Source organism: Allobosea robiniae, assembly GCF_900102525.1.
In the GTDB taxonomy this organism is placed as follows: Bacteria; Pseudomonadota; Alphaproteobacteria; order Rhizobiales; family Beijerinckiaceae; genus Allobosea; species Allobosea robiniae.
The window spans coordinates 632189-651517 of sequence record NZ_FNBZ01000001.1 but is presented as its reverse complement, the minus strand read 5'-3'; the positions used below and the strand labels follow the sequence as shown (position 1 = coordinate 651517).

The following is a 19329-nucleotide window of genomic DNA, read 5'->3' as shown; positions in this document are numbered from 1 at the left end:
CATGAAGAAGACCTCGCCCGGCAGCGTGCGCCGGGCCTTCCAGCCCTGGAACGACCCGGCGGCGAAGCCGCTGGTGGAGTTCCGGGGCGTGACCAGGCGCTTCGGCGACGTCACGGCCGTGGCCGATCTCTCGCTGGCACTCTACCGCAGAGAGTTCTTCGCGCTGCTTGGGCCGTCGGGCTGCGGCAAGACCACGCTGATGCGCATGCTCGCCGGCTTCGAGACACCCGATGCCGGCACGATCCTGCTCGATGGGCAGGACATTACCGGCATCCCGCCGCATCTGCGGCCGATCAACATGATGTTCCAGTCCTATGCGCTGTTCCCCCATCTCAGCGTGGCCGGCAATATCGCCTATGGGCTGAAGCGGGAAGGGCTGCCGCGCGCCGAGATCGACCGGCGCGTCGAGGAGATGCTGGCGCTGGTCAAGCTCTCGGGCCTTGGCGGGCGCAAGCCGCATCAGCTCTCCGGCGGCCAGCGCCAGCGCGTCGCGCTGGCCCGGTCGCTGGCCAAGCGCCCGAAGCTGCTGCTGCTCGACGAGCCGATGGCGGCGCTCGACAAGAAATTGCGCGAGCAGACCCAGTTCGAACTGATGGACCTGCAGAGCGAACTCGGTCTCACCTTCATGGTCGTCACCCACGACCAGGACGAGGCCATGACCATGGCCGACCGCATGGCGGTGATGGACCATGGCAAGCTTGTCCAGATCGGTCCGCCCGACGTGATCTACGAGGCGCCGGCCAACCGCCACGTCGCGGAGTTCGTCGGCGACATCAATATCTTCGAAGGCCGGATCGCGGCCGTCGAGGGCGAGCTGGTCCGCGCTGAGGTCCCGCATGTCGGCATTGTTGAGCTCGACGAGGATGCGCCGACCCTGAAGAAGGGCGATCCGCTCGTGGTCGGCATCCGGCCCGAGAAGATCGAGATCGGCCATGACGAGCCCACTCAGGCCGTCAACAAGGTCGCCGGCGAGATCTGGGATATCGGCTATCTCGGCGACTTCACCATGATCCAGGTCATGCTCGGCGGCGAGGGTGGCCAGCTCGTCAAGGTCGCGCTCGCCAACCGCACGCGCCGGATGGCCCGCCCCTTCGCCTGGGACGACAAGGTCTGGCTCTCCTGGGATGTCGAGGCCGGCGTAGTGCTGCCGCCATGAGCGCGGTCGCTTCGCTGCAGCGGCTTCGCCGGCTCGTCGTGGCCGTGCCTTATCTCTGGCTGGCGCTGTTTTTCCTCGCGCCCTTCGCCATCGTGCTGCGCATGGCCTTCTCGCAGTCCGCGATGGCTCTGCCGCCTTATGCACCGCATTGGGAAGGCCTCGCCCGGCTCGGCGAGTTTCTCTCGCAGCTCGACCTCGCGAATTTCAGCCTGCTGGGCGACGATCCGCTCTACTGGCAGAGCTATCTCTATTCCCTCCGCATCGCGGCGTCGACGACCGTCTTCGCGCTCGCGATCGGCTATCCGCTCGCCTATGCCATGGCCGCGGCTCCCGCGCGCTGGCGCGGCATCCTGCTGGTCTTCGTGATCTTGCCGTTCTGGACCTCCTTCCTGATCCGCGTGTACGCCTGGATCGGCATCCTGAGGCCGGAGGGGTTGCTCGATGCGACGCTCGGCCTGCTCGGCTTCGAAGGCGAGCCCCTGCGTCTGCTCAATACCGAGACGGCCGTGCTGGTCGGCATGGTGTATTCCTACCTGCCCTTCATGGTGCTGCCGCTCTTCGCGACGCTGGAGAAGCTTGACCGCGGTTTGCTGGAGGCGGCTGCCGATCTCGGCGCCACGCCGGTCACGGCCTTCCTGACAGTGACGCTGCCGCTCTCGCTGCCGGGCATCCTCGCGGGTTCCGCGCTGGTCTTCATCCCGGCGGTGGGTGAATTCGTCATTCCCGACCTGCTCGGCGGCCCCGACACCGTGATGATCGGCAAGCTGCTCTGGAGCGAGTTCTTCTCGAACCGTGACTGGCCCTTGGCCTCGGCCGTGGCGGTGGTGCTGCTCGTCGTGCTCGTCCTGCCGCTCGTCCTGCTCCAGCGCGCGCGGTTGCAGCGGGAGGTGGCGGCATGAGCCGGCTCGGTCCCGGATTGATCCTGGCGCTGATCGTCGGCTTCGCCTTTCTCTACCTGCCGATCCTGACGCTCATCGCCTACTCCTTCAACGCTTCGCGGCTGGTGACGGTCTGGGGCGGCTTCTCGACCCATTGGTACGGCGCGCTGATGCAGAACCAGCCGCTGCTTGATGCCGCCTGGCTCTCGATCCGCCTCGGTTTCGTCTCGGCGACGCTAGCGACGATCCTCGGCACGCTGGCGGCACTCGCTCTGGCACGGCATGGCCGCTTCCGGGGCCGCCTGCTGTTCTCGGGCATGGTGCTGGCGCCGCTCGTCATGCCCGAGGTGGTGACGGGGCTGTCGCTGCTGCTGCTCTTCGTCGCCGTCGATGTCGAGCGCGGTTTCTGGACGGTGACGATCGCCCACGCGACCTTCAGCCTCGGCTTCGCCTGCATCGTCGTGCAGTCGCGGCTCGCTGGTTTCGACCGCTCGCTGGAAGAGGCGGCGCAGGATTTGGGAGCCACGCCCTTCGTCACCTTCTGGACCGTGACCCTGCCCTTGATCTGGCCGGCGGTCGCGGCAGCCTGGATGCTGGCCTTCACGCTCTCGCTCGACGACCTCGTCATCGCGAGCTTCACCACCGGGCCGGGCGCGACGACGCTGCCGATGCGGCTCTATTCGGCGGTGAAGCTCGGCGTCTCGCCTGAGATCAACGCCGCCTGCACGATCATGATCGGGGCCGTGGCCGTTGTCGTGATCGCGGCTTCGCTGCTTTTGAAGCGCGAGCAAGCGTCGGGCAGATAAACGACGGCTGAACGGCGCCCTCAAAGCCCGTTCAGCCACGACCTGCGAATGTCCGATCCGTGGCAGGGCGATCCCTGCCGGAACAGGACATGAGACCATGTTTGGCAATCGCGCCCGGATCGGTTTGGCTGCCCTTGCGCTTAGCGGCGCGGTGCTCGCAGTTTCGGCATTCGCCGGGGTGGGCGAGGCGCAGGCCTTCGGTGGCCGTTATGAGCGCTCCTACGAGCGCCCGGCCTACGGCTATGGCTGGCGCCCGGCGCCGCCCGCCGTCCACGGCTTCTGGGGTCAGCGCCGCTGGCATCGCTATTCCGACAGTTACGGCATGCGGCAGCCTGCGCCGCGCTACGGCTATGGTTACGGCTGGCGGTAAGTGTCGCCACGTCGGTCGTAATCATGGGGCGGGCGCTGCCGGCTGGCAGCGCCCGCCTTCTTTTATTCAGCCGCCGTCCGCTGGGCGTAGCCGAGGCGCTCATTCAGCTCCTGCAGCAGCTTCTCGGCGGCGTCGGCGATGACGGTGCCCGGTGGAAAGATCGCCGAGGCGCCCGCCTCGATCAGCGTATCGAAATCCTGGGGCGGGATGACGCCGCCGACCACGATCATGATGTCCGGTCGGCCGGCTTTGGCCAGCGCCGCCTTCAGCTCCGGCACCAGCGTGAGATGTCCTGCCGCGAGCGACGAGACGCCGACGATATGGACGTCGTTTTCGACAGCCTGCCGTGCCGCCTCGTCGGGAGTCGCGAAGAGCGGGCCGATATCGACGTCGAAGCCGAGATCGGCGAAGGCCGAGGCGATGACCTTCTGGCCGCGATCGTGCCCGTCCTGGCCCATCTTGGCGACGAGGATGCGCGGGCGGCGCCCATCCGATTCCTCGAAATCCTGGCAGAGCAACTGGACGCGCGTGACGGCTGGGTTCATGTCGCCGACCTCCCGCTTGTAGACCCCCGAGATCGCCTTGATCTCGGCCCTGTGGCGCCCGAAGACCTTCTCCATCGCGAGCGATATCTCGCCGACCGTCGCCTTGGCGCGGGCGGCCTTCACCGCGAGGTCGAGCAGGTTTCCGTTGCCGGACGCGCCATTGGTCAGCGCGGTGAGGGCAGCTTCGACCTCGGTCTCGTTGCGCTCGGCCTTGAGGCGCCTGAGCTTGTCGAGCTGCTGGGCACGGACCGCGGCATTGTCGACCTTGAGCACATCGATCGCCGCTTCGCTTTCCGGCTTGTAGCAGTTGACGCCGATGATCGCCTGCTGGCCGCCATCGATGCGCGCCTGCGTCTTGGCGGCGGCCTCCTCGATGCGCAGCTTCGGGATGCCGGCTTCGATCGCTTTGGCCATGCCGCCGAGCTTCTCGACCTCCTGGATATGGCCCCAGGCCTTCTCGGCGAGCTCGGCGGTCAGACGCTCGACGTAATAGGAGCCGCCCCACGGGTCGATGATCCGGGTCGTGCCGCTCTCCTGCTGGAGCAGGATCTGGGTGTTGCGGGCGATGCGGGCCGAGAAGTCGGTCGGCAGCGCCAGCGCCTCGTCGAGCGCGTTGGTGTGCAGCGACTGGGTATGCCCCTGGGTCGCCGCCATCGCCTCGATCATCGTGCGCGGCACATTGTTGAACACGTCCTGCGCCGTCAGCGACCAGCCCGAGGTCTGGCAGTGGGTGCGCAGGGGGAGGGACTTCTCGTTCTCGGCGCCGAAATCCTTGACGAGCTTCGCCCAGATCAGCCGGGCGGCCCGCATCTTGGCGACTTCCATGAAGAAGTTCATGCCGACCGCCCAGAAGAAGGACAGGCGCGGCGCGAAGACGTCGACGGAGAGGCCAGCGCGCTGGCCGGCGCGGATATACTCGACGCCGTCGGCGAGCGTGTAGCCGAGCTCAAGGTCCTGCGTCGCTCCGGCTTCCTGCATGTGATAGCCGGAGATCGAGATCGAGTTGAATTTCGGCATGTTCGCCGAGGTGAAGGCGAAGATGTCGCCGATGATCCGCATCGAGGGCGAGGGCGGGTAGATATAGGTGTTCCGGACCATGAACTCCTTGAGGATGTCGTTCTGGATGGTCCCCGAGAGCTTCGCCTGCGGCACGCCCTGTTCTTCCGCCGCGACGATATAGAGCGCCAGCACCGGCAGCACGGCGCCGTTCATCGTCATCGACACGCTCATCTGGTCGAGCGGGATGCCGGAAAACAGCGTCCTCATGTCGTAGATCGAGTCGATCGCGACGCCAGCCATGCCGACATCGCCGGCGACGCGCGGATGGTCACTGTCGTAGCCGCGATGGGTCGCGAGATCGAAGGCGACGGAGAGGCCCTTCTGCCCGGCGGCGAGGTTGCGCCGGTAGAAGGCGTTGGAATCCTCGGCCGTGGAGAAGCCGGCATATTGCCGGATCGTCCAGGGCTGGTTGACATACATGGTCGGGTAGGGGCCGCGCAGATAGGGCGCGATGCCCGGCAGGCTGTCGACGAAGGGCAGGCCGTCGCGGTCGGCCGCCGTATAGACCGGCTTGACCGGGATATCCTCGGGCGTCTGCCAGGCTTCGCCCGTGGGCAAGGCACTGGCGGCGGGGCGAGCCCCTGCGAAGGCGAGCTTCGTGAAATCCGGGATCGCGGTCATGACTGGCTCCCCTCGGTCCTGTCCCACCAATGGTGGAAATGATGCACCGGTCCGTGGCCGTGGCCAACCGCAACCTGATCGGCGGCAGCGATGGCGGCCGAGATATAGGTCTTGGCGTGGCCGACGGCCTCCGGCAGCTCCAGTCCTTTGGCCAGATTGGCGGCAATGGCGGATGACAGCGTGCAGCCGGTGCCATGGGTGTTGCGCGTTTCGAGCCGTGGCGCGTTGAAGCGCTGGCGCGCGCCGCCTGCGAGCAACAGAAGGTCGCTGCTGATCTCGCCGGTGCCGTGCCCGCCCTTGACCAGAACATTCGCTGCGCCGAGCGCCGCGAGCTTCTCGGCCTGCTCGTCCATCGCTTCGTCGGTTTCGGCCGGGCTGGTGCCGAGCAGGGCGGCGGCCTCCGGCAGGTTCGGGGTGATCAAGGTCGCAAGCGGGAAGAGATGCGTGCGGATCGCCTCGACGGCCGCGCTTTCCAGCAGCCGTGCCCCGGAAGCGGCGATCATCACTGGATCGAGAACGATGTTCTTCGCGCCGTGGCGCTTCAGCCCGGCCGCGACGGTCTCGATCAGTTCGGCCGTCGCCAGCATGCCGATCTTGACCGCCCCGACGTCGAGATCCTCGAACACCGCATCCATCTGCTGGGCGACGAAGTCGCGCGGCACGGCATGGATGGCGCTGACGCCCCTGGTGTTCTGCGCGGTCAGCGCGACGATAACGCTGGCGCCATAGACCTGATGCGCCGCGAAGGTCTTGAGATCGGCCTGGATGCCGGCGCCGCCGCTCGAATCCGAACCGGCGATGGTGAGGGCGATGGCAGTCAAACTCTTAGTCTCCGGTCAGGCGCCTGCTATGGCCTGCGCTTGCGTGAGCGTCTCGACCACGTCGCAACCCATATAGATGAACGTGGCGACGCCGGCCTTGTTCAAGGCCTCGGGCTCGGTCGGGCGCCCGGCGAGCCACACCGTTGCGCCGGCCTTGGCGAGCGCCTCGGCCGCCGCGGCGCCTTCGGCGGCATAGGCCGCATCCGAGCCGCATAGGCAGGCGAGCTTCGCACCCGAAGCGCGGAAGGCGCCGGTGAGGGCGTCGAGATCGGTTGCTCCGTCCTTGGCGAAGCCGTCGCCGCTTGGCGCGGCGAGCCCGCCTGCCTCGAACAGGTTGCGGGCGAAGCCGGTCCGTGCGGTGAAATCGGCGATCGGGCCGAGCGTCGCCAGGAACACGATCGGGCGCTTCGATTGGGCGTCGGCCTTGTCGCGCAGCGCCTCGAACGGCTCCGACAGCCTGAGCGAAGGCAAAGGCTCCGCTTGCAGGGCCGTGCCGGGCGCGGCCAACGCATCGGCCCGGCCGGCTCCGCCGGCGAAGGAGCGAATAATCTCGCTCTGGTTCCGCTCGGCGAGACTGCCCTGCGTGCGCTGCCTGTCCAACCTGATTGGCGTGACGGCGAGTACCGCAGCGACGTTTTCGTGGATATTCGGGAATTCGCTGGTGCCGGTGATCGGCTCGCGCCGCGTCGCCACGGCCTTGGCGCGGGCCGCGCGCTGCTCCGCCAGCATCTTCTGGAGATGACCGTCGACCAGGGCTGCGACGATGCCGGCGAGATCGCCGCTGCGCTGCTGCTCGATCTCCTGGAAGATCTGCCAGGCCTGCTCGCAGAGCGCCTGCGTCAGCGTCTCAAAACCGCCGGCGCCGGCGGCGGGATCGGCGACGCGCCAGAGATTGCTCTCTTCGAGCAGGATGAGCTGGGTGTTGCGGGCGACGCGGCGCGCGAAGGCATCGGGCAGGCCGAGCGCGGCGGTGAAGGGCTGGACGGCGACCGAATCCGCGCCGCCGATTCCAGCCGAGAAGGTGGCGACGGTGCCGCGCAGCAGGTTGACGTTGGGATCGCGCTTCGTCAGCGAACGCCAGGCGGTCTCGGCATGGATGCGCGCCGGCTTCGGCGTCAGGCCGCAGGCCTGCTGGACGCGGTTCCAGAGCAGTCGCGCGGCGCGGAATTTCGCCACCGTCAGGAATTCGTCGGTATCGGCGACCAGCGTGAAGGCCAGCGCATCGCGCGCCTCGGACAGCGTCATGCCCTGCGCTTCGAGCGTGCGCAGATAGGCGACGGCGGTCGCAAGCACCGCGCCGAGTTCCTGCGCCTCGCTGGCGCCGGCCTCGTGATAGGGCCGGCTGTCGATCTCGATAAACGGTCCGGCGAAGCCGCGCTCCTTCAGCGTGCGGATCGTCGCGGCGAGCCTGCGGCCGAGTTCGGGCCAGGGCGCTGCGAGCGAGCCGCGGCTAGCGAAGACGCCGATCGGATCGAGGCCGAAGGAGACGGAGAGCTCACTCGGCGCATGCCCGCGCTTCTGGATCAGGGCCGCCAGCAGCAGCGCATTGATGCGGCCCTGCGGGGCCGGATCGAGCCGCAAATGGATGAGATCCAGCATCACGCCGTGGAGCGCGGTATCGAGCGTCGACACGTCGTCGGCGACGAGGCCGTATCCTCGCGCACCCAATGCTCCGGCGAAGCTGATGGTCAGGGTGTCGGCGCCGCCTTCGAGATCGGTGAGAGCCAGTGTCCGCGCCTCGTGCGGATGCGGATGGTCGAGACGGGCAGCGACATGCCAGCGTCCGGCCTCGGCACGCAGCGCCCGTGCAGGCGCGGAGGCAGCGGGATAGAGCGGCTCGATGCGGATGCCGTCGGCCGTCCGGCCGACAAGCTTCTTCTCGAAATCGGCACCCTTCAGGACCTTGTCGACCGCCGCTCGCCAGGCGTCATGTGACGGCGCCGCGAAAGCGTCGAGATAGGGAAGGTCGGATGGGGCAGCCGAGTTCATGCGCGCCGATGCTCCTCTTCCGCATAATGTGCAGTCGTGGAACGCTGATTGCCATGGGGGCGCGCGCACCGCCACCCCTACTTCGTCGCAAGGCAGGTGCGAGAATGCAAAAACGCCGCGGCGCTATCCTGAGACAGCGCCGCGGCGTTCTGGGAATTCCAAGGGGATCAGACGAACTGGCCGAGGCCCGGAATCGCGCCGACGATGGCGCCCATCGCATCCTCGCCGGCCTTCTCGCGACCGACCGTGAACATTTCCTTCGAGACGCTCTGGATCTGGCCCATCGACAGGCCAGCGCCCATCAGCTGGCCGCCGAGCGCCATGACGCCGCCGCCGCCCATCAATCCGCCGATCGCACCGAGCATGCCGCCCTTGGCGCCGCCTTCGGCATCGGCCAGCGCCTGTGCGCCCGGCAACGCCGCCATCAACTGGCCGATCTCGGCGGCCGGGCCTTCCTTCTGCAGGAAGGCGAGGATGATGCCGACCGCCTTGCGGGCGAGTTCCTCATTGATGCCGGCGGCCCCAGCCACGCGCGTCAGCAATTCTTCCATGGATCCAAAACCCCTCGTCAAATGGCTTCGCCACGAAGCCTCCAAAATAGTTTATATGTTTACGATCTGATTTCCAACGGCCCCGGGCTTCCGCCTTCTGCGTCGTTTGGTTACACCCTTGCCGGACCGATTTGAAACCTGATGGGCGAATTCAATGGCGAATGACGGCGCGATTCTGATCGGCAAGAGCGGCAAGCCCGAAAACCTCCTGCTCAAGCTCGCCAATCGCCATGGACTGGTGACGGGCGCCACCGGCACCGGCAAGACGGTGACGCTGCAGGTCATGGCCGAGGGTTTTGCCCGCAACGGTGTCCCGGTCTTCGCAGCCGACATCAAGGGCGACTTGTCCGGCATCGCGGCGCCCGGCGATTCCAAGCCGCCCTTCGTCAACCGGGCCAAGGAGCTCGGCCTGAAATACGAGCCTGACCAGTTCTCGACCGTGTTCTGGGACGTGTTCGGCGAGCAGGGCCATCCGGTCCGCGCGACGATTTCCGAGATGGGGCCGCTGCTACTGGCGCGCCTGCTCGACCTCAACGACACGCAGGAAGGGGTGCTCAACATCGCCTTTCGCATCGCCGACGAGCAGAAGCTGCTGCTGCTGGACCTCAAGGACCTGCGCGCGATCCTGAGCTTCATCGCCGAGAATGCGCAGGAGCTGACGACCAAATACGGCAACGTCACCTCGGCGACGGTCGGCACGATCCAGCGCGCCTTGCTCGTTCTGGAGAACCAGAAGGGCGATCTCTTCTTCGGCGAGCCGGCGCTCGACATCAACGACCTGATGAAGACGGATCGCGACGGACGCGGCATCGTCAACATCCTCGCCGCCGACAAGCTGATGAACAATCCGCGGCTTTACGCGACCTTCCTGCTCTGGCTGCTTTCCGAGCTGTTCGAGCAGCTTCCGGAGGTTGGCGATCTCGACAAGCCGAAGCTCGTCTTCTTTTTCGACGAGGCGCATCTGCTCTTCAACGGCGCGCCCAAAGCGCTGCTGACGGCGGTCGAGCAGGTCGTGCGCCTGATCCGCTCGAAGGGTGTCGGCGTTTATTTCGTCACGCAGAACCCGCTCGATATCCCCGATACGGTCCTCGCCCAGCTCGGCAACCGCGTCCAGCACGCGCTGCGTGCCTTCACCCCGCGCGACCAGAAGGCGGTGCGTGCCGCCGCCGAGACCTTCCGCCAGAACCCGAAGATCAACACCGAGGAGGCGATCAGCCAGCTCGCCGTCGGCGAGGCCCTGATCTCGATGCTCGAAGGCAAGGGCTCGCCCGAGATGGTCGAGCGCGCCCTGATCGCGCCGCCGATGGCGCAGGTCGGCCCCTGCACCCCGCAGCAGCGCCAGCAGGCGATCAACGCTTCGCCCGAAAAGGGCAAATACGACACCATGGTCGACCGGGAGTCGGCCTATGAAGTGCTGATGAAGCGCAAGAACCTCAACCCGGACGGCTCGCCGGTCGAGGCGTCGACGGATGGCGGCGGGGGCGGTGGCATCCTCGACACGATCGGCGGCTGGCTCGGTGGCGGGGCGCCGCAGCAGCGCCCGAAGACGGGGCCGGGCTCGCGTGGCGGCCCGCTGCCGCAGAGCATGGCCGAGAAGGTCATCACCTCGGCCGCCCGCTCGGCCGCGACCTCGATCGGCCGGCAGGTCGGCACCGCGATCCTGCGGGGTATTCTGGGCTCGATGTCGGGGAAGCGCTGAGGGCTGCCTCACAGCGTCATTCTCGGGCGAAGCGACACTTCGACCCGAGAATCTCAAGACGAGAGGACGCCGGTCCTGAGATGCTCGGGTCAGGCCCGAGCATGACGGCGGTGCGTCACGCCCCCGTGGCGAAATCGTAGATCAGCTTGAGGTTCAGCACGATGATGATCGCGGCGATGATGCCTGCGGTCAGGCTGAGCCAGCGCGGCGCGACGAGCGCACCCATCTTCTGCTTCGAGGCCGTGAACATCACCAGCGGCACCACCGCGAAGGGCAGTTGCAGGCTGAGCACGACCTGACTCAGGATCAGCAGCTTCGCCGTTTGGCTTTCGCCATAGATCAGCGTGACCGCGATCGCCGGTACGATCGCGACCAGGCGCGTCACCAGCCGACGCATCCAGGCGGGCAGGCGGATGCGGAGGAAGCCCTCCATCACGATCTGGCCGGCCATGGTCGCGGTCACCGTCGAGTTCAGGCCGCAGCAGAGCAGGGCGATCGCGAAGAGCGAGGGCGCGATCGAGGCGCCCAGCAGCGGCTGCAGGAGCTCCTGCGCCTTGCCGAGTTCGGCGACGTCATGGTGGCCGGCCTTGTGGAAGGTCGCGGCGGCGAGGATCAGGATCGAGGCGTTGATCAGCAGCGCGAAGCAGAGCGCGACGGTGGAGTCGATCGTCGCGAATTTCAGCGCCTCGCGCTTCTCCGGCAGCGTCTCGCCATAGGCGCGGGTCTGCACGATGCCGGAATGCAGGTAGAGGTTATGCGGCATCACGGTCGCGCCGATGATGCCGAGCGCGATGTAGAGCATGTTCGGATTGGTCACGATCTCGGTCGTCGGCGCGAAGCCGCGGATGACCTCGCCCCAGTTCGGATCGGCGAGCGCGATCTGGATGCCGAAGCACAGTGCGATGACGCCCAGCAGCGTGATGATGAAGGCCTCGATCCAGCGGAAGCCGCGCGTCTGCAGCCAGAGGATGATGAAGACGTCGAAGGCGGTGATCAGCACGCCGATCTCGAGCGGGATGCCGAAGAGCAGGTTGAGGCCGATCGCGGTGCCGATCACTTCGGCGAGGTCGGTCGCGCAGATCGCAAGCTCGGCCAAGAGCCAGAGCGGCCAGGCCATATAGGGCGGATAGGCATCGCGGCAGGCCTGGGCGAGATCGCGGCCGGAGGCGATGGCGAGCCGCGCGCAGAGCGATTGCAGGATGATCGCCATCAGGTTCGAAACCAGAGCGACGACGAGCAGCGTGTAGCCATACTGGGCGCCGCCGGCGAGCGAGGTCGCCCAGTTGCCGGGGTCCATATAGCCGACGGCGACGAGATAGCCCGGCCCGAAGAAGGCGAGGAACTTGCGCCAGGTCGACGAGGTCGGCGTGACCTTGATGGTGCGGAAGACATCCGTCAGGGACGGCTCGCCCCGCGATCGAAGCCAGATCGACGAGGATTCGGGGCCGCTTTGCGTCATCACGATGCCTTGCTGCAACTTGGTTGCAATAAGGGGTATCGGCTTCCCGCCGCTGTGTCAACGCAATTGCGAATGATTGGCAATTAGCGATCTGGACGCCTCACCTTGTCTTTCCGGATTGCTTCGTCGGCTTCGCCTTCTCGCCATGAGGGCAGGGAGGGCGCCGGGCGGCAATGCGCGAATAGAGGCTGACGCCCGCAGCGGGGCTTGCCATGATGGCGTCATCTGAATCGCATCCGATGGCTGTCATGACCAAGCTTCCCGCTATTCTCGCCCGCCTCGACGACGGGCTCGATGCCTCGCTCGACCGTCTCTCCGCCTGGCTCGAAATCCCCTCGATCGGCACCGATCCGGCCTACAACGCGCAGACGCGTGCCGCGGCCGAATGGCTGCGGGCCGACCTGGAAGGCCTCGGCTTCAAGGCGGAGCTACGCGAGACCGGCGGGCATCCCGTTGTCCTCGCCCATCGCCCCAAGCCCGGCGCGCCGCATGCACTGTTCTACGGCCATTACGACGTGCAGCCGGTCGATCCCGTCAGCCTCTGGGACACCGATCCGTTCAAGCCGGTGGTGCGCGAGCTCGAGCCCGGCCGCAAGATCATCTCGGCGCGCGGCGCCTGCGACGACAAGGGCCAGGTGATGACCTTCATCGAGGCCGTGCGCGCGACGCTTGCCGAGACCGGCGACCTGCCGATCGGCCTGACCATTCTGGTCGAGGGCGAGGAAGAATCCGGTTCGGTCAACCTGCCCGGCTATATCAAGGCCAATGCGGCCGAGCTGAAGGCCGACTATGCGCTGGTCTGCGACACCGGCATGTGGGACCGCGAGACCCCTCTGATCACGTCGACGCTGCGCGGCATGGTCTATCAGGAGGTCACGCTGACGGCCGCTGATCGCGATCTGCATTCCGGCCTGTTCGGCGGCGCGGCCGCCAACCCGATCCATCTTCTCGCCCGCATCCTCGGCGAGATCCATGACGAGACCGGCCGCATCACCATCCCCGGCTTCTACGAAGGCGTGCACGAGCCGACCAATGCCCAGAAGGCGGAATGGGCCGACCTCAACCTGACGGAGAAGGAATTCCTCGGCCAGGTCGGGCTGAAGCATTCCATCGGCGAGAGGGGCCGGATGCTCATCGAGCAAATCCAGTCGCGCCCGACCTGCGACGTCAACGGCATCTGGGGCGGCTATACGGGCGAAGGCAGCAAGACCGTCATTCCGGGCCAGGCCTCGGCCAAGGTCTCGTTCCGGCTCGTCGGCGATCAGGACCCCGCGAAGATTGCGGCCGCCTTCCACCAGTTCGTCCGCGAGCGCCTGCCCGAGGACGTGACCGCCGAATTCATCAGCCATTCCGGCTCACCGGCGCTGGCGGTGCCGGTGGATTCGCCGGTGCTCCAGAAGGCGCGCGTCGCGCTCGCCGAGGAATGGGGCGGGCGCGTCGTCTCGATCGGCAGCGGCGGCTCGATCCCCGTCGGCGGCGATTTCAAGCGGACGCTCGGCATCGACACGCTCTTCGTTGGCTTCGGCCTCGACGACGACCGGGTCCATTCGCCGAACGAGAAATACGACCTGTCCTCCTTCCACAAGGGCCAGCGCTCCTGGGCCCGCATCCTGCAGGCTCTCGGTTCATGAGATCGGTTTGCGTCTTCTGCGGCTCCAACCCCGGCAATGACCCCGTCTACGCGGCGGGCGCCCGCGCCATGGGCGCCGAGATCGCCCGGCGCGGCCTGACGCTGGTCTACGGCGGCGGCGCGGTCGGCCTGATGGGCATCGTCGCCAATGCCGCGATGGAGGCCGGCGGCCAGGTCCATGGTGTCATTCCGCAGGCGCTGAAGGACAAGGAGGTCGGCCATGTCGGGCTGACCCGGCTCGAGGTCGTCGACACCATGCATACCCGCAAGGCGCGCATGGCCGAACTCTCGGACGGGTTCATCGCCATGCCCGGCGGCATCGGCACCTTCGAGGAATTGTTCGAGATCTGGACCTGGGGCCAGCTCGGCATCCACGCCAAGCCGCTCGGCCTGCTCAACGTCGCCGGCTTCTACGATCCGCTCGCGACCTTCCTCGATCGCACCGTCGAGGCCGGTTTCCTGAAGCAGAACCACCGGGCGATGGCGATGACCGATACCGAGCCGGCGACGCTGCTCGACCGGATGCAGAACTATGTCCCGGCCGCGACCTATAAATGGATCGAGAAGGAACAGGCCTGACAGCTCTGGGGCGATGCATCTCAGGATTGTAGGAATTTTATCCTTGACATCGCGACGCTGATCCGGTAGACATCAGGAACGCTCACGAAATCTGCCCGAACGAAGCCGCCGCGCTCTGCAGCCGGCGGCTTTTTCGTGCCTGTCATCCGAGAGGGACGTCATGGCCGAACAGGATAGCGCGACGCCGCAACCGCCCTCCGAGCCGAAGCCAAAACGTATGGCGGTATCCCGCAAAGCGGTGGTGGGCCAGCTCTGGCGCGCCGCCAAGCGCCAGATCGATACGCATGAGGAGCATCTCGCCGACCTGCCGAAGGGGACGACGGCGAGCGAGGCCGACGCCAAGGCGCTCGCCGTGCTCGCCCGCACCATCCGGGAGCTGGTCGCGATCGAGGAGCCCCCGGGCACGAGGAAGGACAAGCGTTCGGATGACCCTTCCGCTGCCGACGATCTGCGACATGTCGCACAGCTCCGTCAGGATCTTGCTCGACGTCTTGAAGCGCTGGCCGCTCAAGACGCGCGTGAGAATCCTCAGGAAGCTGATGCCGACGGCGACGGCGGATGACCTCGAGCTCATTCGCAGTACCTGGAAGATCTGGGCTCGCCCCGATCAATTGCCGCCCGAACCGCTGAAGCCGATCTGGCTGGTGCTGGGCGGGCGTGGCGCGGGCAAGACCCGCACCGGCGCCGAGTGGGTCAGGGGCATGGCATTGGGCCATCCGCCCTTCGCGGATGCGCCGACGGAGCGGATCGCCCTCGTCGGCGAGACGCAGGCGCAGGTCCGTGACGTCATGATCGAGGGCGTTTCGGGATTGCTCTCGATCCATACCCGCTGGGAGCGGCCGGTCTGGCAGCCCTCACTGCGCCGCCTGCAATGGACGAACGGCGCGATCGCGCAGGTCTTCACGGCCGAGGACCCGGAAGGGCTCCGCGGCCCGCAATTCGGCGCGGCCTGGTCCGACGAACTGGCGAAATGGCCGAACCTCGGGGAGTGCTGGGATATGCTGCAATTCGGCCTGCGCCTTGGCGATCATCCCCGCCAGGTGGTGACGACGACGCCGCGTCCGCTGCCCTTGGTGAAGCGCCTGCTGGTCGAGCCGCATGTCGCGGTGAGCCGGGCACGGACGCAGGACAACCGCTACAATCTCGCCGCCGAATTCGTCCGCACGGTCACGCAAACCTATGGCGGAACGCGGCTCGGCCGGCAGGAGCTCGATGGCGAGATCGTCGAGGAGAGCCCGGATGCGCTCTGGACGCGCGCCATGATCGAGGCCGCCGGCGAGCGCGAGAGCCCGGCGCTCGCCCGGATCGCGGTGGCAGTCGATCCGCCGGCGACCTCCTCGCAGCGGGCCGACCGCTGCGGGCTCGTCGTGGCCGGTGTCGACCATGACGGCCTCGGCCATGTGCTGGAGGACGCGACGCTTGCCGGCGCGCGGCCGCAGGAATGGGCGGAGAGGGCGGTCGCGCTCTATCGCCGCCATGAGGCGGATGCGCTGGTCGTCGAGGTCAACCAGGGCGGCGAGATGGTCGAAAGCATCATCCGGGAGGTCGATGCCGGCGTTCCCGTCGTTTCGGTGAGGGCGACGCGTGGCAAGTATCTCCGGGCCGAGCCGGTGGCGGCGCTTTATGCGCAGGGCCGGGTACGCCATGCCGGGGCCTTTCCCGCGCTCGAAGACGAGATGTGCGCCTTCGGTCCGCGCGGCCTCGAAACCGGCCGCTCGCCGGACCGGCTTGATGCGCTCGTCTGGGCGCTCACGCATTTGATGCTCGCGCCAAAGGCCCGGCCGCGGGTGAGGGGCATCTAGCCCTTCGCTTCCTTCACGCTCCAACAGCGAGACATCCATGTTCGATTTTCTTCGCAGCCTGCGCGGCCGAGCCGCGCCGGGCCAGAAGCGCTCGCGCGTCGGGCCGCTGATCGCGCTGCATGAGACGGGGCGCGCCGTCTGGACGCCGCGCGACTACGTTGCTCTCTCGCGGGAGGGCTATGAGCGAAACCCGGTCGTACATCGCTGCATCCGCCTGATCGCGGAAGCGGCGGCGCAGACGCCGCTCGTCGCCAAGGTCGACTCGCGCGAGGTGCCGGAACATCCGGCGCTCGCGCTGATCGAGCGGCCCAATCCGCGCCAGGGCGGCATTGCCTTCCGCGAGATGCTGGTCGGCCACCTGATGGTCGCCGGCAATGCCTATGTCGAGGCGGTGAGCACCGGTCGCGAACCGCGCGAGCTCTATGCGCTGCGGCCCGACCGGATGCGTGTGGTGCCCGGCCGCGACGGCTGGCCCGAGGCCTATGACTATACGGTCGGCGGCGACACCGTGCGCTTCCGGCAGGATGAGGGCGGCTTGCCGCCGATCCTGCACCTGACGCTGTTCCATCCCGTCGACGACCACTACGGCCTGTCTCCGATCGAGGCGGCGGCGGTCTCGCTCGACATCCACAATGCAGCCGGCAGCTGGCACAAGGCCCTGCTCGACAACGCCGCGCGGCCGTCCGGCGCCCTCGTCTATGACGGGCCGGAAGGCGCGACGCTGACCGAGGCGCAGTTCGAGCGGCTGAAGCAGGAGCTGGAGGACTCGTTCCAGGGCGCTCGCAATGCCGGCCGCCCCTTGCTGCTCGAAGGCGGGTTGGACTGGAAGCCGCTCTCGCTGACGCCGGCGGAACTCGATTTCGTCGCCGCCAAGGGCGTCGCCGCCCGCGAGATCGCGCTCGCCTTCGGTGTGCCCCCGCTGCTGCTCGGCCTGCCCGGCGACAACACCCACGCCAATTTCGCCGAGGCCAATCGGGCGCTCTGGCGCCAGACCGTCATTCCGCTGGTGCGTCGGACGGCGCAGTCGCTGGCGCAATGGCTCGGCCCGGCTTTCGGCGACGAATTGCTGCTGGAGCCCGATCTCGACGCCATCGAGGCGCTTGCCGAGGAGCGGGAATCGCTCTGGCGCCGGCTCGGTGCTGCGAGCTTCCTCGACGAGGACGAGAAGCGGGAGGCCGTCGGCTATGGCCGGCGCGCCTCCGGGAAGGAGGTCTCATGAACATGCTCGAACAGGTCGTCGCGGCCTTCGTCGGCCGTGCCGATGTCGGCCATCTCGGCCTGCTGCTCTGGGCGGCGAGCGCCTCCGGGCTGGCCTGGCTCGTCTTGCGCGAGCTGACGGCTGCCAACCGTCGCTTCGACGATTTCGTCCGCGAACTCAACCGCTTCAACGCACGCCACGAAGGGGACCCGTCATGAAAGGCAGAAACGGTGTGGCCAAGCCTCCGCCCAAGGCTCCCGCGGCGGCCGGTCGCGCGGGGAGGGCGCCGCGCAACGGCGCGCCGGTCGAGACCTTCAGCCGCTTCGTCAGCCAGCTCGCCAAGCTCGAGGCTGGGCGGACGAAGGGCGGCCGTGATGGTGCGGAGGGGGAGCGATGATGCCAGCCCGCGCTTCGTTCGAATCCAAGCTGCTGCCGGTCCAGCCGGCCCGGGTCGGATTGGACGGCCTGTTCGAAGGCTATGCCAGCCTCTTTCGTATTCCCGACCTCGGCAAGGACATCGTCGAACCCGGCGCCTTCCGCGAGAGCCTGCAGCGGCGCGGACCGGGCGGCGTCAAGATGCTCTGGCAGCATGATCCGGCCGAGCCGATCGGGCGCTGGTCGAGCCTCGTCGAGGATGGCCGCGGCCTGTTCGTGCGCGGCCGGCTCTCGCTCGCCGTCGCCCGCGCCCGCGAAATCCACGCGCTCATGCTCGACGGCGCGATCGACGGGCTGTCGATCGGCTTTCGCCACGAGAAGGCCCGTTCCGAACCCCGCACCGGCCTGCGCCGGCTCGAACGCATCGATCTCTGGGAAGTGTCGGTCGTGACCTTCCCCATGCTGCCCCAGGCCCGGATCGCCGCCGTCAAGGCGACGCGCCCCTCCGCCTTTATTTGACTATCACCCCCGAGGAGAGACCATGAGCCATCTCAACACCGCGCCCGAGACCAAGGCTGCCGGCGCCGATCTCGCACTGGCTTTCGAGGATCTGCGCTACACGCTCGAGAACTACCGCAGCACCAACGAAGAGCGTCTCGCCGGGCTTGAGGCGCGCCAGGGCGTCGACCCCCTGACCGAGGAGAAGCTGGTCCGCATGGACGCGGCGCTCGACGACACCATGCGTCGCATCGACCGGCTGACGCTGGAGCGCGCCCGTCCGGCGCTGGGCCAGGACGGCCCGCGCGATCCGCTGACGGCGGAGCACAAGGCAGCCTTCGTCTCCTATGTCCGTACCGGCGAGGCCGGCGGGCTGAAGCGGCTTGAGGCCAAGGCGCTCTCGGCCGGTTCCGGTCCGGATGGCGGCTACCTCGCGCCGGCGACCGTCGAGGGCGAGATCCTGCGCCGCCTGGCGAATGTCTCGCCGATCCGCTCGCTTGCCACGGTCCGCACGATCTCGTCGGGCACCTACAAGAAGGCGTTCTCGACCACGGGTCCGGCCTCCGGCTGGGTGGCCGAGACGGCGGCGCGGCCGCAAGGGTCTTCGCCGACCCTGGCCGAGCTTTCCTTCCCGGCCATGGAGCTCTACGCCATGCCGGCGGCGACGCAGACCCTGCTCGACGATGCCATCGTCGATATCGACCAGTGGATCGCCGAGGAGGTCGAGAGTGCCTTCGCCGAGCAGGAAGGCGCTGCCTTCGTCGCCGGCGACGGCGTCGACAAGCCCAAGGGCTTCCTGGCCTATCCGACGATCGCCGATGCGAGCTGGAGCTGGGGCAATATCGGCGTGCTCAACACCGGCGTCGCAGGGGCCTTTCCGGCCTCCAACCCCGCCGACGTGCTCATTGATCTCGTCTATGCGCTGAAGGCCGGCTATCGCCAGAACGCTTCCTTCGTGATGAACCGCAAGGTTCAGGCGACGGTCCGCAAGTTCAAGGACGCCAACGGCCATTACCTCTGGCAGCCTCCGGCCTCGGCCGGCGCGCCGGCGACGCTGCTCGGTTTCCCGCTGGTCGAGGCGGAGGACATGCCGAATATCGCGACCAGCGCGGTCTCGATTGCTTTCGGCGATTTTCGGCGCGGCTATCTCGTCGTCGACCGGGCGGGGGTGCGCATCCTGCGCGATCCCTATTCGTCCAAGCCCTATGTTCTGTTCTACACGACCAAGCGCGTCGGCGGCGGCATCCAGGATTTCGCCGCGATCAAGGGCCTGAAGTTCGCGGTCTGAGTTAT

General features: G+C 67.5%; 19 protein-coding genes. 14 read left to right on the top strand and 5 right to left on the bottom strand.

Annotated elements, in window-relative coordinates; genetic code table 11:
• The first annotated feature begins 1 nt into the window (after position 1).
• The 4 genes from BLQ70_RS02975 (at position 2) to BLQ70_RS02960 (ending at position 3210) form a co-directional block, all read left to right on the top strand.
• Positions 2 to 1156, top strand: a complete 1155-nt coding sequence (locus tag BLQ70_RS02975; protein ID WP_091855741.1) for an ABC transporter ATP-binding protein — start codon at positions 2 to 4, stop codon at positions 1154 to 1156.
• Positions 1153 to 2055 (top strand): ABC transporter permease subunit, encoded by a 903-nt coding sequence (locus tag BLQ70_RS02970; RefSeq protein WP_091855740.1) that lies wholly within the window; start codon positions 1153 to 1155, stop codon positions 2053 to 2055. Before BLQ70_RS02975 ends, BLQ70_RS02970 begins: the two co-directional genes overlap by 4 nt.
• Positions 2052 to 2840: an ABC transporter permease gene (locus BLQ70_RS02965; protein ID WP_091855739.1), complete on the top strand. Its 789-nt coding sequence runs from the start codon at positions 2052 to 2054 to the stop codon at positions 2838 to 2840. The genes BLQ70_RS02970 and BLQ70_RS02965 overlap by 4 nt, the downstream gene beginning before the upstream one ends.
• Positions 2841 to 2937: 97 nt before the next feature.
• Entirely contained in the window at positions 2938 to 3210 is a 273-nt protein-coding gene (locus BLQ70_RS02960) for a hypothetical protein (RefSeq protein WP_061964471.1), read from the top strand.
• 62 nt (positions 3211 to 3272) lie between these two features.
• Here the strand turns inward: BLQ70_RS02960 and scpA are convergent, their stop codons facing one another.
• From scpA to BLQ70_RS02940, 4 genes are all read right to left on the bottom strand, one after another.
• Entirely contained in the window at positions 3273 to 5435 is a 2163-nt protein-coding gene (scpA, locus tag BLQ70_RS02955; RefSeq protein WP_091855738.1) for a methylmalonyl-CoA mutase, read from the bottom strand.
• Positions 5432 to 6256: a bifunctional hydroxymethylpyrimidine kinase/phosphomethylpyrimidine kinase gene (thiD, locus tag BLQ70_RS02950; RefSeq protein WP_091855737.1), complete on the bottom strand. Its 825-nt coding sequence runs from the start codon at positions 6254 to 6256 to the stop codon at positions 5432 to 5434. The genes scpA and thiD overlap by 4 nt, the downstream gene beginning before the upstream one ends.
• 15 nt (positions 6257 to 6271) lie before the next feature.
• Positions 6272 to 8245: a methylmalonyl-CoA mutase subunit beta gene (locus BLQ70_RS02945; RefSeq protein WP_091855736.1), complete on the bottom strand. Its 1974-nt coding sequence runs from the start codon at positions 8243 to 8245 to the stop codon at positions 6272 to 6274.
• A gap of 167 nt (positions 8246 to 8412) precedes the next feature.
• A complete protein-coding gene (locus BLQ70_RS02940; protein WP_091855735.1) occupies positions 8413 to 8796 on the bottom strand; it encodes a DUF2267 domain-containing protein in 384 nt (127 codons plus the stop codon).
• Positions 8797 to 8950: 154 nt separating this feature from the next.
• Between BLQ70_RS02940 and BLQ70_RS02935 the strand changes: the two genes are divergently transcribed.
• On the top strand, positions 8951 to 10495 hold the full coding sequence (locus BLQ70_RS02935; RefSeq protein ID WP_091855734.1) for a helicase HerA-like domain-containing protein: 1545 nt from the start codon (positions 8951 to 8953) through the stop codon (positions 10493 to 10495).
• A gap of 115 nt (positions 10496 to 10610) precedes the next feature.
• Here the strand turns inward: BLQ70_RS02935 and BLQ70_RS02930 are convergent, their stop codons facing one another.
• Entirely contained in the window at positions 10611 to 11954 is a 1344-nt protein-coding gene (locus tag BLQ70_RS02930) for an Nramp family divalent metal transporter (protein ID WP_091856150.1), read from the bottom strand.
• A 248-nt stretch (positions 11955 to 12202) separates the two neighbouring features.
• Between BLQ70_RS02930 and BLQ70_RS02925 the strand changes: the two genes are divergently transcribed.
• The 9 genes from BLQ70_RS02925 (at position 12203) to BLQ70_RS02890 (ending at position 19324) form a co-directional block, all read left to right on the top strand.
• Positions 12203 to 13585: a M20/M25/M40 family metallo-hydrolase gene (locus BLQ70_RS02925; protein WP_091856149.1), complete on the top strand. Its 1383-nt coding sequence runs from the start codon at positions 12203 to 12205 to the stop codon at positions 13583 to 13585.
• Complete coding sequence (locus tag BLQ70_RS02920) at positions 13582 to 14163, top strand: LOG family protein (RefSeq protein WP_091855733.1); 582 nt, start codon at positions 13582 to 13584, stop codon at positions 14161 to 14163. Before BLQ70_RS02925 ends, BLQ70_RS02920 begins: the two co-directional genes overlap by 4 nt.
• 160 nt (positions 14164 to 14323) lie before the next feature.
• Positions 14324 to 14725 (top strand): hypothetical protein, encoded by a 402-nt coding sequence (locus tag BLQ70_RS02915; protein ID WP_139163477.1) that lies wholly within the window; start codon positions 14324 to 14326, stop codon positions 14723 to 14725.
• The gene (locus BLQ70_RS02910) at positions 14703 to 15965 is read left to right on the top strand and encodes a DNA-packaging protein (protein ID WP_091855731.1); all 1263 of its coding nucleotides are present in this window, start codon (positions 14703 to 14705) and stop codon (positions 15963 to 15965) included. The genes BLQ70_RS02915 and BLQ70_RS02910 overlap by 23 nt, the downstream gene beginning before the upstream one ends.
• 37 nt (positions 15966 to 16002) lie before the next feature.
• Positions 16003 to 17184, top strand: a complete 1182-nt coding sequence (locus BLQ70_RS02905; protein ID WP_091855730.1) for a phage portal protein — start codon at positions 16003 to 16005, stop codon at positions 17182 to 17184.
• A complete protein-coding gene (locus tag BLQ70_RS02900; protein WP_170843290.1) occupies positions 17181 to 17381 on the top strand; it encodes a hypothetical protein in 201 nt (66 codons plus the stop codon). Before BLQ70_RS02905 ends, BLQ70_RS02900 begins: the two co-directional genes overlap by 4 nt.
• The gene (locus tag BLQ70_RS25245) at positions 17378 to 17560 is read left to right on the top strand and encodes a hypothetical protein (RefSeq protein ID WP_139163476.1); all 183 of its coding nucleotides are present in this window, start codon (positions 17378 to 17380) and stop codon (positions 17558 to 17560) included. The genes BLQ70_RS02900 and BLQ70_RS25245 overlap by 4 nt, the downstream gene beginning before the upstream one ends.
• Entirely contained in the window at positions 17560 to 18057 is a 498-nt protein-coding gene (locus BLQ70_RS02895; protein ID WP_425284558.1) for an HK97 family phage prohead protease, read from the top strand. The genes BLQ70_RS25245 and BLQ70_RS02895 overlap by 1 nt, the downstream gene beginning before the upstream one ends.
• Before the next feature lie 22 nt (positions 18058 to 18079).
• Positions 18080 to 19324 carry a phage major capsid protein gene (locus tag BLQ70_RS02890; protein WP_091855728.1) on the top strand — a complete coding sequence of 415 codons (1245 nt, stop codon included), beginning with the start codon at positions 18080 to 18082 and terminating at the stop codon, positions 19322 to 19324.
• Positions 19325 to 19329 lie beyond the last annotated feature (5 nt).

Coding starts and splice junctions, on each gene's coding strand:
- BLQ70_RS02975 (WP_091855741.1), top strand. CDS start 2: ATGAAGAAGACCTCGCCCGGCAGCGTGCGCCGGGCCTTCCAGCCCTGG.
- BLQ70_RS02970 (WP_091855740.1), top strand. CDS start 1,153: ATGAGCGCGGTCGCTTCGCTGCAGCGGCTTCGCCGGCTCGTCGTGGCC.
- BLQ70_RS02965 (WP_091855739.1), top strand. CDS start 2,052: ATGAGCCGGCTCGGTCCCGGATTGATCCTGGCGCTGATCGTCGGCTTC.
- BLQ70_RS02960 (WP_061964471.1), top strand. CDS start 2,938: ATGTTTGGCAATCGCGCCCGGATCGGTTTGGCTGCCCTTGCGCTTAGC.
- scpA (WP_091855738.1), bottom strand. CDS start 5,435: ATGACCGCGATCCCGGATTTCACGAAGCTCGCCTTCGCAGGGGCTCGC.
- BLQ70_RS02945 (WP_091855736.1), bottom strand. CDS start 8,245: ATGAACTCGGCTGCCCCATCCGACCTTCCCTATCTCGACGCTTTCGCG.
- BLQ70_RS02940 (WP_091855735.1), bottom strand. CDS start 8,796: ATGGAAGAATTGCTGACGCGCGTGGCTGGGGCCGCCGGCATCAATGAG.
- BLQ70_RS02935 (WP_091855734.1), top strand. CDS start 8,951: ATGGCGAATGACGGCGCGATTCTGATCGGCAAGAGCGGCAAGCCCGAA.
- BLQ70_RS02930 (WP_091856150.1), bottom strand. CDS start 11,954: ATGACGCAAAGCGGCCCCGAATCCTCGTCGATCTGGCTTCGATCGCGG.
- BLQ70_RS02925 (WP_091856149.1), top strand. CDS start 12,203: ATGACCAAGCTTCCCGCTATTCTCGCCCGCCTCGACGACGGGCTCGAT.
- BLQ70_RS02920 (WP_091855733.1), top strand. CDS start 13,582: ATGAGATCGGTTTGCGTCTTCTGCGGCTCCAACCCCGGCAATGACCCC.
- BLQ70_RS02915 (WP_139163477.1), top strand. CDS start 14,324: ATGGCCGAACAGGATAGCGCGACGCCGCAACCGCCCTCCGAGCCGAAG.
- BLQ70_RS02910 (WP_091855731.1), top strand. CDS start 14,703: ATGCCGACGGCGACGGCGGATGACCTCGAGCTCATTCGCAGTACCTGG.
- BLQ70_RS02905 (WP_091855730.1), top strand. CDS start 16,003: ATGTTCGATTTTCTTCGCAGCCTGCGCGGCCGAGCCGCGCCGGGCCAG.
- BLQ70_RS02900 (WP_170843290.1), top strand. CDS start 17,181: ATGAACATGCTCGAACAGGTCGTCGCGGCCTTCGTCGGCCGTGCCGAT.
- BLQ70_RS25245 (WP_139163476.1), top strand. CDS start 17,378: ATGAAAGGCAGAAACGGTGTGGCCAAGCCTCCGCCCAAGGCTCCCGCG.
- BLQ70_RS02895 (WP_425284558.1), top strand. CDS start 17,560: ATGCCAGCCCGCGCTTCGTTCGAATCCAAGCTGCTGCCGGTCCAGCCG.
- BLQ70_RS02890 (WP_091855728.1), top strand. CDS start 18,080: ATGAGCCATCTCAACACCGCGCCCGAGACCAAGGCTGCCGGCGCCGAT.